The following is a 12550-nucleotide window of genomic DNA, read 5'->3' on the forward strand; positions in this document are numbered from 1 at the left end:
AAAAGGGTCAGCTCCTGTTGCGCTTGACCTCCTTGAACGGCACGTCGCGGTCGGCGGCGGGTTCGCGGGGGAAGCCGAGCACGCGCTCGCCGATGATGTTGCGCGCGATCTCGGTCGTGCCGCCCCCGAGGGCGGCGGCTTGGCGCGACAGGTATCGCTCGCCGTGACGGATCAGCACACTGTCGACGTCGACCACACCCGCGCTGCCGGTGATCGCCAGCGCCGTGTCGAACTCGACGTGATGGACGTCGGCGTGCGCGATGCGGATGATCGACCCGGCGGCCGGCGGTAGCGAGCCGTCGAGCACACCGTGGTAGACGTGGTCGATCAGCTGCTCGCGAACGGTCCGGTGCACCAGCGCGCGCCCGGCCATCTCCTGAAGCCGCGCGTTGTCGGCCTGACCGGCCTTCTCTAGCAGCTCAACGTAATTGGTCGGGACATCGGATTTGCCCTCGGCGCCGATCCCGCTGGCGAACTCCGATCCGCCGCCGACCGCGCGCCGCTCGTGGTACAGCTGCCGGGAGGCGACGTGCCAGCCCGCGTCGACCTCGCCGACCACGGCGTCGTCGTCGAGTTCGAGGTTGTCGAAGAACTCCTCGCAGAACTCGACGGAACCGTTGACCTGCTTGATGCGGCGCAGCGTGATGCCGGGGCTGTCGATGGGCACCAGGAACATCGTCAAACCCTCGTGCTTGGGCACGTCCCAGTTGGTGCGTGCCAGCATCAACCCGTAGTCAGCGGCGAAAGCGCTCGTGCTCCAAGTCTTTGCCCCGTTGATCACCCACTTGTCGCCTTTGCGGTCGGCGCGGGTGATCACACCGGCGAGGTCGGAGCCGCCGCTCGGTTCCGACAGCAGCTGCACCAGCACCTCGTCGCCGCGCAGCGCCGCGGAGATGTGCTGTCGTTTCTGCTGTTCGCTACCGGTGTCGAGGATGGTGGCCGCGCAGATCGTGAACGTCGGGGTGTTGAGGATGATCGGCAGCTCATATGCACGCGAGACCCTGTCGAACGCCTTCTGGTAGGCGATCGGCAGACCGAGCCCGCCGTACTCCTTGGGGAAACAGATGCCGGCGAATCCGCCCTCCCACAACCGCTTCTGGAGTTCCCGCGCGCGCAGCCACGGCTCCTCTTCACCGCGGTCGTGTTCGGGGGGATTGTTCGGATCGATGGGCGGCATGTTCTCCGCCAGCCAGGCTTCGGCTCGAGCGGCGAACTCCTCGACCGACTCCGTGGTGGCGGTCGCGGCGGGGGCCGACGTGGTCTCGGTCATGACGCATGCTCCAGGTTCTTGGTGAGCGAGTAGACGCGCAGGTTGTGCTCCTCGGGAGTGCCGAACATCGAGCGGTTCAACGTGGTTCGTCGCAGGAACAGGTGCAGGTCGTGTTCCCACGTCACCCCGATGCCGCCGTGCAGCTGCACGCACAGCTGCAACATGCCCGGTGAGTATTCGCCCACGTACGATTTCGCGACGCTGACGGCCATCGCCGCACCGGGCGTCCGCGCGGCCACCTCGGCCACCGCTGCGTTGGTCGTGGCACGGCATCCTTCGAACCAGATCTTCAGGTCGGCGTACTTGTGCTTGAGCGCCTGATACGAGCCAAGGGGGCGACCGAAGGAAAGCCGGTCGAAACCCCACTGAATCGTGAAGGCCAGCACCGTATCCAGGATGCCGACCACCTCCGCGCACTGCAGTACGCAGGCGATCTGGGTCTGCCGCTCGATCAAGGCCGGTGTCTGGTCGGCGGTGCCCACCGCGGCGCCCGCATCGACCTCGACCCCGTCGAAGTGCACGCGGGCGTAGGTCTTGACCATGTCGATCGAGCGCTGCGGCTCCACGCGCACACCGGGTGTGTCGGCGGGTAAGAGGAATTGCCGGATACCGTCGTCACATTGTGCTGTGACCAAGAACAATGCGCTTTCGGCGCCGGCCTCGACCCGGTCCTTGACCCCGTCGATACGGAACCCGGTCGCGGTGGCGGTGGCGGTGACGGTCGGCGTCAGCGGTGACCACTGCTGCCCGGGCTCGTAGACCGCCCAGCTGGCCACCGTCTCACCGGCGACCAGCGCCTCGATGGTGTCCTCGTGGCCGGCGGGCGCCTCCACCAGTCCGGCGAGCACGGTGCTGACCGGGTGCAGCGGACCGGGAGCGACGGTCTTGCCGGCGATCTCGGCGACCAGCGCCAGATCCTTGACTCCCTCCCCGGAGACGCTGCCGCCGCCCAGTTCCTCGGGAACCAGGAGGCTGGTCCAGCCCAGTTCGACGGCGCGACGCCACCAGTCGGCGTCGAACGAGCTTCCGGCGTCGTGCATCTCGCGTATCCGACTCAGGGGCACTTCCTTTTCGAGGAACGACTGCGTCGTCGAGGCAAAGAGCAGCACCTCAGGATTCGTGCCGTTGTTCGAGCTATCGGTCACGGGCTCTCTTTCGTAATCGTGCGAACGTGCGTGTCGACGCATCGACACGCACGTTTCGCGACGGCGCCTGAACTCAGGCGGGGATGACGAGCGCAGGCACGTCGGGGTTGTGGACGATCTCGTTGGGCACCTTGAACAGGTCGATCATGTTGCCGCCCATGACCTTCCGCTGCCCTTCCTCGTCGAGGCCCTGCAGGTCGTCGATCAGATGGGTCGGCTCGGCCAGCCCCTCCGGGTGCGGCCAATCCGACCCGAAGATCACCCGGTCGACGCCGATGAGGTCGGCCATCTTGGCGAAGTCGTCCTCCCAGAACGGTGCGACATACACCCCACGCTTGAACGCCTCGATCGGGTTCTCGGGGAACTCCTGCGGCATCTTCTTGTAGACGCCCTCGAACTGCTTGAACAGGTACGGCACCCAGTCGGCGCCGTTCTCGATGGACAGGATCCGCAGATCGGGATTGCGGGTCAGCGCGCCGTGGCACACCAGCGCGGCCATCGAGTCCTCGATCGGCCGCTTGCCCATCGACACCATCCGGAACGCGGTCGGCTTGAACGGCAGGTACTCATCGGCCGGTTCCCAGTCGTTGAGGTACTCGGCGTAGCCAGAGTCCGAGGCGTGCATCGATACCGGAATACCGGCCTTGACGCAGGCGTCCCAGAACGGGTCGAACTCGGGCAGCCCGAACGACCGCGTGCCGCGCACACCGGGCACCGGCGCCGGCCGGACCAGAACCGTCTTGGCGCCGCGCTCCAGACACCATTCGAGTTCCTCGAGCGCGCGGTCGACGATGCCGAGGTTGATCACCGGGGTGGAGAAGATCCGGTCCTCGTAGTTGAACTGCCAGGTCTCGTACATCCACTCGTTGAGCGCGTGGATGACGTCGAGGATCAGTTCCGGATCGTCCTTCATGCGCTCCTCGACCAGGCTGGCCAGGGTCGGGAACATCAGCGAGTAATCCAGGCCGAGGCCGTCCATGACCTCGAGTCGCGCGGCGGGTTCGCGGAAGGCCGGAATCGCCTTCATCGGCTTGCCCATCACCTCGCGGAAGCTTTTGCCACCGCTGCCGTGCTTGAAGTACTCCTCCTGGGCGCCCGGGCGCGCGACGACCTCGAAGGTCGGGTTCGGGATGTAGTCGCTGACCTGGTTGCGCACCATGATCTTGGTCCGTCCGCGCACCTCGATGTAGTCGATGACGTGCTTGCGGTGGTCGGGCAGGAACTTGGTCAGCGCCTCTTTGGGCTCGTAGAAGTGGTTGTCCGCGTCGAACACGGGATACGGAAGCTGGCGTGTCATGTTCGCCTCCTGCAAGTCTGATTGGCTGTTAGTGGTAATGACATTACCACTTTGGGACCAGCAGAAACAGCGGCGTTGGAGAAGGCTGTTCTCTGCCGGTGCGGCGCAGGTCAAGCGTTATTGGACGGGCCGGTGAGCCCGCTGAGGCAGAAGTCGTAGATGTCGTCGGCGCCGACCGGTATGCCGCTGAGTTCCGCGCCGAGCACCTGCAGCCGGATCGCGCCCAGCGACGACTGCATGATCAGCGCGGCCCGGGCGTCGACGTTGAGGTCCGGCCGGAAGACGCCCTCGGCGATCCCGCGGTTGATGATGTCTTTGATCAGCTCGTATACCGGTGAGAGCACGCGCGAGTATTCGCGCGGCAAGGTCTCGGCGAGGCGGTCGTTGTAGTTGGTCAGGCCGCGGTTGACCTTGTCCTGGGTGGTGGTCTCGGGCGGAGTGCAGATCCGGTCGATGAGCACGCGAAGGGCCGTCGCGGCAGGCAGGCCGGCGGTGTCCTCGCGCCAGCGGCGCGTCGACTCGGACATGATCTTGTCGACGAGTGCGAGCAGCAGTTCGTCCTTGGTCGAGAAGTGCTGATAGAAGGACCGCAGCGACGTCTTCGACCGCTCGACGACCTCGAGCACGGTGAAGTCGGTGCGTCCGGTCTCGCCGAGGATCGCCAGCGCCGACTTCATGAAGCGCTTGGGCCGGGGGTCGCCATCGGCGGCGTCGGCCAGCCGTGTGGCGCCCGTGGCGGGGCGCCCGCTCGGCTTGGCCATGGTCGTCACCTTCCGGCTCGAGATCGACTGGTAACGACGTTACCGCTTTTGTAGAAGCTCGGTTACTGTTCCTTGTCATGACGACAGACTCAGCGCAACAACAGTGGACCGTCGACACCCTGCTCGATTTGTTCGACGTCCGCCAGGACGGGGACAACCGATTCATCGCCGAGACCGGGCCCGCCGGTGAAGAGGACCGGCAGGTCGTCGAGGGCACCCAGGTCCTCGCCCAGGTGATCGTGGCGGTGGCCAAGCGGTTCGAGGGCAAGTCGGTGCGGTCAGCGCATGCGGTGTTCTCGCGGGCGGTCATGGTCGCGGCAGGTCCGGTCGAGTTGGAGATCGACGTCGTCAACGAAGGCCGTTCCACCGCAACCGCTGTCGTCGCGGCCAAGCAGAACGGCAAGCGCTGCATCACCGTCACCGTGCTGACCGACGTCCCGACCGACGACGTCATCCGGCACGCCGTCGCCCGTCCTGAGGTGAAGTCGCCCGCCGAGGCGAACGACGCGCGCATGGCCATGGCCGGCCGCGAAATCCGGCTGGTCGATGTCGTCGACGTCAACAGCCCCGACGAGGTCGGCCCACCGGAACTGTACGCCTGGGTGCGCTACGACAAGACCCCTGACCGCGATGAGCTCGCCAAGGCGCTCGTCGCGTATCTGACTGGACACCTTGGTATTTCGACGACCATGCGCGCCCACGAGGGCATCGGCACCGCGCAGTCCCACGTCACCGTGTCGACCGCACCGATGACGGTGTCGGTCAGCTTCCACGAACCGTTCGCATTCGACGGGTGGCTGCTGTACAGCCACGAGAGCACGCAGGTGGGCGCAGGCATGTCGTATGTCCGCGGAACCGTGCACACCGAGGCCGGTGAGCTCATCGCATCGTTCACCCAGGACGCGCTGATCCGGCCGCTGCGCACCAGCGACACGGCGATCAAGGAGCAGTCGCGCCTGTGACAAGGCCGGTGCCCGCTCACCGAAACTGAACTTCTGCACGAAGTTTCGGCCGGATTTGACGCATAAGCTCAGACTCGCGGCAAGCTCAAATCTTGAGATAGCCCTTGTCGGCGGGGATTTGAGCCGCGGTCAGCAGCGACGAGGCGTCGCTGGCCAGCCAGACGACGATGTCGGAGATCAGATCCGGGTCCGCCAGTGACTCTGTCGGCAGCGCGCCGGGGGAGAAGCTGTGAATGTAGGTCTGGTGGTCGGCGAAGACCTGCCACATCGACGTGTCGTTGCCCATCGGGGTGTCGGTGCCGTACGGATGCACCGAGTTGACCCGGATGCCGAACTCGCCGAGTTCGACCGCCAGCGAGTTGGTGAGTCCGACGACGCCGAACTTGCTGGCGCAGTAGTGGCCGCAGCCGGGGACGGCCTTGATGCCCGCCGCCGAGCTGATCGTGATGATCGAGCCGCCGTTGCCCGCCTCGATCATCGGCGGCACCGCGGCCTTGATCGTGTTCCACACACCGGTGAGGTTGACGTCGAGGACTTCCTGCCACTGTTGCGCCGAGATCTCCCACAGCCGACCCCAATTCATGACACCGGCGTTGGCGACGACGATGTCGAGGCGGCCGAACTGTTCGATTGCGTCGGAGACCACCCGCTGCTGTCCGGCGAGGTCGCGGACGTCCACCCGGTCGGCGACGATCTTGCGGCCCTCGCCCTCGACGAGGCTGACCGTCTCGGCGAGATCCTCCGGGAGTGCAGGCGGATAGCCGTTGTACTCGGCGACCGGACCGCACGCGTCGATTGCGACGATGTCGGCGCCGGCGCGTGCCAACCGCAGGCAGTGCGAACGCCCCTGTCCGCGAGCGGCGCCCGTCACGTAGGCAACTTTCCCGGCGAGCGGGGTATCGGGGTTGGTCATCCAGTACTCCTGATCAGTTGGCGCCGGCGGCGAGCCAGTCGTCGAACGTCGTCGGGGCGATGCGCGCATTCTCGCCCGGTAGCAAAACATTTCCCGACATCGACAACCCGAACATGCCCGACCAGGTCGGGACCAGCTTGACCTGTTTACCCCTGGCGGCCAGCGTCCGGCGGGCCATGTCGACGAGGTCTTGTGGCTCTGGCCCCGCGACATCCACATACCGGCCCTGCGGTTGGCCGACGGCGACCTCGGCGAGAACCTCAGCGATGTCGTCGGGCGCGATCGGTTGCACGAGCAACGGCGCGATGGTCGACACCCCGTCTTGTTCGAACCAACCGGCGACCATGGCCGCGAAGTCGTGAAACTGGGTGGCGGGCACGATCGTCCACGGCACCGGTCCGTCGGCGACGAGCCGCTCCTGTTCCCGCTTACCCGAGTAGTGCGCATTGCCTTCGATGTCGCGGATGCCGACGATCGACAGCAGCACATGATGGCCGACGCCCGTGCGCTGTTCGGCGGCGAGCAGGTTGCGTGTGGTGGTGCCGAAGTACTCGATGGTGCGGTCACGATCGGTGGGTGGTGCGCTGATGGCGTCGACGACGGCCTGCACACCGGTGAGGGCGGCGTCCAGACCTTCACCGGACATCAGGTCGACCCCGTGTGAGCGGCTGATGGGGACGACCTCGTGACCGTCGCGCTCGAGCGCGGCGGCGGTGCGGGCGCCGATGTTTCCCGTCGCACCTGCGACTGCAATGCGCATGAGTGTCTCCTTTGGCCAGTCGTGACGGTACTCGCTGGGCGATTCGGATGGAGCCGGTCACGTCAACGTGGCCGCGACCTCGCGAAGCCGGACGCCCGCGCCGGTGACGATCGGCTCGCCGTGACCGAAACACGCGGTGTGGATGTCGAGCGCGGCAAGGCGGCGGAAGGACGCCACCGTGCGCGCACGGTCCTGGTTGAAGGTGCCGAGCATGAGCGTGCCGACGTTGGCGATGGTGTCGCCGGTGAGCAGCACGCCGTGATGTGGCAGATGAATCGCGATGCTGCCCTCGGTGTGACCCGGTATCGACAGGATCTCGGCGCCGCCGCCGAAATCCAGCATGTCGCCGTCGCGCAGTTGCCGGTCGACGGGAACGGGCTCGGCCGCATCGGGCAATCCTGCTGCGACACGCGCGTGGATCGGCACCTCCCAGTCCTCGAACACCGGTGGGGGCAGCGCAGCTCCGTCGCGAATCGCGGCGGCATCCCTGGCGCCGGCGACAACCGGGGCACCGGTCGACCTGTGGAGTTCGGCGGCCGAGCCGATGTGGTCGACGTGTCCGTGCGTCAGGATTATCCGATCGATTGCGGGCACCGCCTCGGCGATGGCTGCGCCGGATCCCGGTGCCCCGGTGTCGATCAGCGTGACCGAGTCACCGTCGCGCCAGGCGTAGACCTGCCACCCGGTGACGACGAGCATGGTGAGGTTCGGCGTGACGGCCACGGAATCCATGCGTCCACGCTAGGGCGTACGAGTGGGCAGTGAAAGGGGCTCAGCCGGAGGCGAAATCGCGCGTCATCGCGGACCGGAGCACGTCGAGCGGTAATCCGCCGAGATCCAGGGCGCGATCGTGGAACTCCTTGAGCGACACACCCCGGCCCAGCGTCTCGTCGCGCAGCCGTTGCCAGATTCGCTGGCCGATCGCATACGACGGCGCCTGGCCCGGCCAGCCGAGGTAGCGGTCGAGTTCGAACTGCAGGTGCTCCTCGTTCATCGCGCTGTGCGAAACCAGGAATTGCCACGCCTTGTCGACATCCCACAGGGTGCCGTCGGGTGCGGTCATACCGCAGTGCACGCCGATGTCAATTACGACGCGCGCGGCCCGAAAGCGTTGTGCATCAAGCATTCCGATGTGGTCGCCGGGATCGTCGAGCCAACCGAGTTCGGCCATCAGCCGTTCGGCGTAGAGCGCCCAGCCCTCCCCGTGGCCCGACACGAAACAGCCCAGTCGCCGCCATCGGTTGAGTTGGTCGGCGCGCACGACAGCGCGCCCGATCTGCAGGTGGTGTCCCGGAACGCCCTCGTGGAACACCGTCGTCGTCTCCTGCCACGTGTGGAAGGTGTCGATGCCGTGCGGGACCGACCACCACATCCGACCGGGCCTGCTGAAGTCTTCCGACGGACCGGTGTAATAGATGCCGCCGGTGTGAGTGGGCGCGATCCGGCACTCCAGCTGGCGCAGTGGTTCGGTGATGTCGAAGTGCGTGTCGGCGAGAGCCTCGACAGCGCGGTCGGAGAGGTCTTGCATCCATACCTGCAGTGCGTCCACACCGTGGATGAGGTAGCGCTCCTCGGTGTCTAGGCGCCGCAGGGCGTCCGCGATCGACGTTCCGGGGTACAACTGCTTGGCGAGCTTCTCCTGTTCGGCGACAATGCTTTCCAGCCGCTGAAGGCCCCACTCGTATGTCTCGTCGAAGTCGACCTCGGCGCCGAGAAAGGAACGCGAGCACAACCGGTAGGCCTCGCGGCCCACCGCGTCCTCGAGGCGCGCATGTGGTGCGATCTCGTCTCCGAGAATCCTGCCGAGTTCGCGGTAGGCGTTCGCTGCGTTGGCCGCGTGTTGTTGCAGTTCGTCGTGCAGCGTTGCGTTGTCGGGGACTGCGGCCGCGACCATGTCCACCAACAGGTGCTGGATGCTTGCGGACTGCTCGATGCCGCGTGCGACCTGGCGCACCGCGGGGGGATGGCCGGTGGTGGTCGCGGTCCGCAGCGCATCGGCATATCCGGCGACACGGTCGGGCACCTGCGAGAGTCGGCGTGCGATCACCGCCCAGTCGTCGTCGGTGTCCGTGGGCATGAGGTCGAACACATCGCGCATCGACTGTAGCGGGGATGCGATTACGTTGAGTTCGCCCATATCGAGCCCGGCGTCGTTGATGTCGATCACGACGCCGAGGCGCTCGCGCATCGCCGAAACCGTCACCTCGTCGACAGCGTCCTCGGCGGTGACGTTGCCGAGTTCGCGCAGTGTTCGGCGCGCGGCGTCGGCACGTGCGGCGACACCGTCGGGGGAGTAGTCGGTGATTTTCTCGTCGTAGTTGCGGTCGTGGCCGGTGATGCCCATTTCGGTTGCCGCACAAGGGTCGAGCTCGGCAAGAGTGTCGAGATAGCGTTCGGCGACGGCATCGACGGCCGTTGGCGTCCTACCCAAGGTCGTTCGTGGAGAACGTATCGCAGGCCTGCGGATCACCGGTGCGGTAGCCCTCGGTGAACCACTTCTGCCTCTGCGTGGCCGATCCGTGCGTCCACGCCTCGGGGTTGACCCGGCCGGTGGTCTGCTTCTGGATGCGGTCATCGCCCACCGCGGCCGCGGCCGACAGCGCGTCGGCGATGTCCTTGTCCGTCAACGGCTGTAGGAACGTGACGTCGGTGCCTTCCTGCTTGGTGATGGCGGCGTAGTGCGCCCACACCCCCGCGTAGCAGTCGGCCTGCAGTTCAGTGCGCACGCCGCCGCCGGTCGGACCCGCGGCGCCGGGCCCCTGCGACTGCCGAAGCGCGCCGGTGAGGTTCTGAACATGGTGGCCGTACTCGTGGGCGACCACGTACTCCTGCGCCAACGGGCCGCCGGTGGAACCGAATTGGTCCCGCAGCACGTCGAAGAACTCGACGTCGAAATAAGCGGTCTGATCCGCCGGGCAGTAGAAGGGGCCGACCTCGCTGGTGGCCTGCCCGCAAGCCGTGTTGACACTGCCGGTGAAGAGATGAACGCCGGGCCGCGTGTAGTCGGGCATCAGTTGTGGCCAGATCGCGTCGAGCGAGTTGCCGGTCGCGAGCACGCGGCACTGGGGGATCGCGTTTGCGTCCGCGCCGGTTTTGCACTGGCTGAGGTCGAAACCCGGCGCCTGCACACCCCGACTGTCGTACTGGCCCTGCTGAGGCACCGTGCTGGGGTCAACGCCGAGGAACAACGCCACTATGAGGACGAGCAGGCCGCCGACTCCGCCGCCGACGGCGATGCCGCGACCGGGGCCGCCTCCGCCACCACTGGACGAGGCGGTGCTGGTGTCGATTCGCATGCCTTCGTTGAAGGTCATGACGTTCAGCTTTGCACACTACGATTCGGTCGTGGCCACCGTTCTCGGACATCCGGTCATCGTGCATACCGACCTAGGTGATCTCCGGGGCACGACCGAGGGCGGCGTCGGGGTCTGGCGAGGCGTGCCGTATGCCGAGCAGCCGGTTGGCGACCGCCGGTTCCTCGGTCCCGACCCGAAGCGGCCGTGGACAGGCGTGCGAGACGCGATCGAGCACGGGCCGCTGCCCCCGCAGGGCAAGTCGTTCGTCGGCGGCGGCCGCGACGATCCCAAGTCGCGTGACGAAGCCTGCCTGACCTTGACGGTGTGGTCGCCTGACACCAGCTCGTCGCTTCCGGTGATGGTCTGGATCCCCGGCGGCGCGTTCGTGTTCGGTGCCGGACAGTTCCAGCTGTACAACGGCTCGCGGCTGGCCGCCAACGGCGACGTGGTCGTCGTCAACATCACCTATCGGATCGGCGTCTTCGGTGGCTTCGAACTCGGCGACCTCGGCGACGGGTTCGACGACAACCTGGCCCTGCGGGACCAGATCGCCGCACTGCGGTGGGTCCGCGACCACATCGCGGCCTTCGGCGGTGATCCGTCCCGCGTAACGGTGTTCGGTGAGTCCGCGGGCGGCACATCGGTGCTCGCGCTGATCGCCAGCCCCGCCGCCGACGGTCTGTTCAGCCGCGCGATCGCCCAGAGCCCGGCGCTGCCGTTGATCGCCGATCGCGAGCTGCGGGCCGAGCAGGCACGCGAATTCGTGCGCCGACTCGGCGTACCGGTCTCGGAGATCAAGCGGTTACCGCAACGCGAGCTGCGCCGCACGGCGGGCAGGCTGCAACTCGAAAGCGCCGCGCGCACGCCGACGTTGGCCTACGGCTTGACCTACGGCGTCGACCTGCTGCCGCGTCACCCCGTGGACGCCGCGCGCGCGGGAACCCCGCGGCGGGTGCCGCTGATCATCGGAACCAACAGCCACGAAGCGTCGATGTTCGCCTGGACCAAACCGCCGATGCTGCCGACCACCCAGGCGTCCGTGGAGGCCTACTTCGCCCGCGTCGCGCCCGACGCCAGACAGCGCATGCTGGCCGCGTACCCGCACTATCCGCGCCGAAGGGAGTTGCTGGCGTTCGCCTCCGACGTCATGTTCGGCGGTCCGGCGTGGGCGTTCGCCGATGCCTACAGCGCACACGCGCCGACCCACATGTACCGCTTCGACCACTTCGGCTTCAGCCTGCGCATGCTCGGCCTCGGCGCGACCCACGGCAGCGAGATCGTGCACATCCAGCACAGCTACGCGTCATATCTCGGGCGCAAGATCCACCCGCTGGGGCGGCGGCTGCAGCCTGCGGTCGGGCGACGCATGCAACGGGCCTGGCTCGACTTCGCTTCTCAAGGGTGGGACACCGGCGAGATCCACTGGTCCAACGCACACGACTGGCCCGTCTACGACACCGAACGGCGCTGCACCCGCATCATCATGAGTGCGCGCGACACGGTGGTCTCCGACCCCGACGCCCAGCGCCGCGAAGCCTGGGCTGGCCTGTATTAACCGCGAAATGGAATTCCAGCAGCGAAAGTGCGAGTAGACGCCTGCTGGAATGCAATTTCGCGGACTTCAGACCCCGAAGCGCTTAGCGGAGTAGTCGCGCAGGTTGTACAGGAACTTCTGGAACAGCCAGCCCATCACCGGCCCGCCGAGCGTCATCCCGATCCGGGCGGCGGCGCCGTTAGGCTTCATCGCCATCACCCACGTCAGGTGGCAGCCCTGCGCCGTCCGCACCACCCGGTAGTCCTCGGCGAATGCGCCGATACTTCCCGTCGAGGCCTCGTTGAACCGAAAAGCCATGTGGCTGTAGGGTTCCCAGGCGAGAAACTCCTCGTCGCCGACGATGCCGCCGCGCATCTTCACCGTTCGGGTGGCGCCGACGCCGCGTGGTTCGGGGCTCGTCCACGTCACCTCGGTGATCACGGAGGCCCAGCACGGCCACGACTGTGCGTCGGCGAGCACCTCGAAGAGCTGCTCGGGCGTGATCGCGAGGTCGACGGTGCTGACGAACCGGAACGGCGCGTTCTCGACGAAGTCCAGGTCGACGCGTTCACATTGCTGCATGGGCATACACAGTAAAGGACGCTGTCTAGT

At 66.8% G+C, this 12550-nt stretch carries 12 protein-coding genes; 2 read left to right on the forward strand and 10 right to left on the reverse strand.

Translation table 11 applies throughout. The features are described 5' to 3' along the window. Nucleotides 1-7 precede the first annotated feature (7 nt). The 4 genes from AU192_RS08775 to AU192_RS08790 all read right to left on the reverse strand — a co-directional run bounded on the left by AU192_RS08775 (nt 8) and on the right by AU192_RS08790 (nt 4473). Nucleotides 8-1270, reverse strand: a complete 1263-nt coding sequence (locus AU192_RS08775; protein WP_064395391.1) for an acyl-CoA dehydrogenase family protein — start codon at nt 1268-1270, stop codon at nt 8-10. Next, complete coding sequence (locus AU192_RS08780; RefSeq protein ID WP_064395392.1) at nt 1267-2415, reverse strand: acyl-CoA dehydrogenase family protein; 1149 nt, start codon at nt 2413-2415, stop codon at nt 1267-1269. Before AU192_RS08780 ends, AU192_RS08775 begins: the two co-directional genes overlap by 4 nt. A 73-nt stretch (nt 2416-2488) precedes the next feature. Then, nucleotides 2489-3712 (reverse strand): amidohydrolase family protein, encoded by a 1224-nt coding sequence (locus AU192_RS08785; RefSeq protein ID WP_064395393.1) that lies wholly within the window; start codon nt 3710-3712, stop codon nt 2489-2491. A 110-nt stretch (nt 3713-3822) separates the two neighbouring features. Next, nucleotides 3823-4473, reverse strand: coding sequence for a TetR/AcrR family transcriptional regulator (locus AU192_RS08790; RefSeq protein ID WP_064395621.1), 651 nt, complete (start codon nt 4471-4473; stop codon nt 3823-3825). 77 nt (nt 4474-4550) lie between these two features. On the opposite strand from AU192_RS08790, the gene AU192_RS08795 reads away from it, so the two are divergent. Then, entirely contained in the window at nt 4551-5435 is an 885-nt protein-coding gene (locus AU192_RS08795; protein WP_064395394.1) for an acyl-CoA thioesterase, read from the forward strand. An 85-nt stretch (nt 5436-5520) separates the two neighbouring features. Here AU192_RS08795 and AU192_RS08800 read toward each other — a convergent pair whose 3' ends face one another. The 5 genes from AU192_RS08800 to ypfJ are packed head-to-tail and all read right to left on the reverse strand — an operon-like array spanning nt 5521 to nt 10422. Then, nucleotides 5521-6348 (reverse strand): mycofactocin-coupled SDR family oxidoreductase, encoded by an 828-nt coding sequence (locus AU192_RS08800; RefSeq protein ID WP_064395395.1) that lies wholly within the window; start codon nt 6346-6348, stop codon nt 5521-5523. 13 nt (nt 6349-6361) lie between these two features. Then, complete coding sequence (locus AU192_RS08805; protein WP_064395396.1) at nt 6362-7108, reverse strand: SDR family oxidoreductase; 747 nt, start codon at nt 7106-7108, stop codon at nt 6362-6364. A gap of 57 nt (nt 7109-7165) precedes the next feature. Beyond that, the gene (locus AU192_RS08810) at nt 7166-7840 is read right to left on the reverse strand and encodes an MBL fold metallo-hydrolase (RefSeq protein WP_064395397.1); all 675 of its coding nucleotides are present in this window, start codon (nt 7838-7840) and stop codon (nt 7166-7168) included. Nucleotides 7841-7880: 40 nt separating this feature from the next. Beyond that, nucleotides 7881-9539 (reverse strand): DUF885 domain-containing protein, encoded by a 1659-nt coding sequence (locus tag AU192_RS08815; RefSeq protein ID WP_064395398.1) that lies wholly within the window; start codon nt 9537-9539, stop codon nt 7881-7883. After that, a complete protein-coding gene (gene ypfJ, locus AU192_RS08820; RefSeq protein ID WP_064395399.1) occupies nt 9532-10422 on the reverse strand; it encodes a KPN_02809 family neutral zinc metallopeptidase in 891 nt (296 codons plus the stop codon). The genes AU192_RS08815 and ypfJ overlap by 8 nt, the downstream gene beginning before the upstream one ends. Here ypfJ and AU192_RS08825 point away from each other — a divergent pair. Continuing rightward, nucleotides 10421-11959 carry a carboxylesterase/lipase family protein gene (locus tag AU192_RS08825; RefSeq protein WP_120275512.1) on the forward strand — a complete coding sequence of 513 codons (1539 nt, stop codon included), beginning with the start codon at nt 10421-10423 and terminating at the stop codon, nt 11957-11959. The two genes, ypfJ and AU192_RS08825, sit on opposite strands and share 2 nt — an antisense overlap. Nucleotides 11960-12025: 66 nt before the next feature. Here AU192_RS08825 and AU192_RS08830 read toward each other — a convergent pair whose 3' ends face one another. Beyond that, the gene (locus AU192_RS08830) at nt 12026-12526 is read right to left on the reverse strand and encodes an SRPBCC family protein (protein WP_064395400.1); all 501 of its coding nucleotides are present in this window, start codon (nt 12524-12526) and stop codon (nt 12026-12028) included. Between the last annotated feature and the right edge of the window lie 24 nt (nt 12527-12550).

The organism is Mycobacterium lehmannii (genome assembly GCF_001499925.1).
GTDB classification, from domain to species: domain Bacteria; phylum Actinomycetota; class Actinomycetes; order Mycobacteriales; family Mycobacteriaceae; genus Mycobacterium; species Mycobacterium lehmannii.

What these genes read in the sequence shown, in the direction of transcription:
- AU192_RS08800 (WP_064395395.1), bottom strand. Translation starts at nt 6,348, where the DNA reads ATGACCAACCCCGATACCCCGCTCGCCGGGAAAGTTGCCTACGTGACG.
- AU192_RS08830 (WP_064395400.1), bottom strand. Translation starts at nt 12,526, where the DNA reads ATGCCCATGCAGCAATGTGAACGCGTCGACCTGGACTTCGTCGAGAAC.
- AU192_RS08795 (WP_064395394.1), top strand. Translation starts at nt 4,551, where the DNA reads ATGACGACAGACTCAGCGCAACAACAGTGGACCGTCGACACCCTGCTC.
- AU192_RS08790 (WP_064395621.1), bottom strand. Translation starts at nt 4,473, where the DNA reads ATGGCCAAGCCGAGCGGGCGCCCCGCCACGGGCGCCACACGGCTGGCC.
- AU192_RS08825 (WP_120275512.1), top strand. Translation starts at nt 10,421, where the DNA reads ATGACGTTCAGCTTTGCACACTACGATTCGGTCGTGGCCACCGTTCTC.
- ypfJ (WP_064395399.1), bottom strand. Translation starts at nt 10,422, where the DNA reads ATGACCTTCAACGAAGGCATGCGAATCGACACCAGCACCGCCTCGTCC.
- AU192_RS08785 (WP_064395393.1), bottom strand. Translation starts at nt 3,712, where the DNA reads ATGACACGCCAGCTTCCGTATCCCGTGTTCGACGCGGACAACCACTTC.
- AU192_RS08805 (WP_064395396.1), bottom strand. Translation starts at nt 7,108, where the DNA reads ATGCGCATTGCAGTCGCAGGTGCGACGGGAAACATCGGCGCCCGCACC.
- AU192_RS08810 (WP_064395397.1), bottom strand. Translation starts at nt 7,840, where the DNA reads ATGGATTCCGTGGCCGTCACGCCGAACCTCACCATGCTCGTCGTCACC.
- AU192_RS08775 (WP_064395391.1), bottom strand. Translation starts at nt 1,270, where the DNA reads ATGACCGAGACCACGTCGGCCCCCGCCGCGACCGCCACCACGGAGTCG.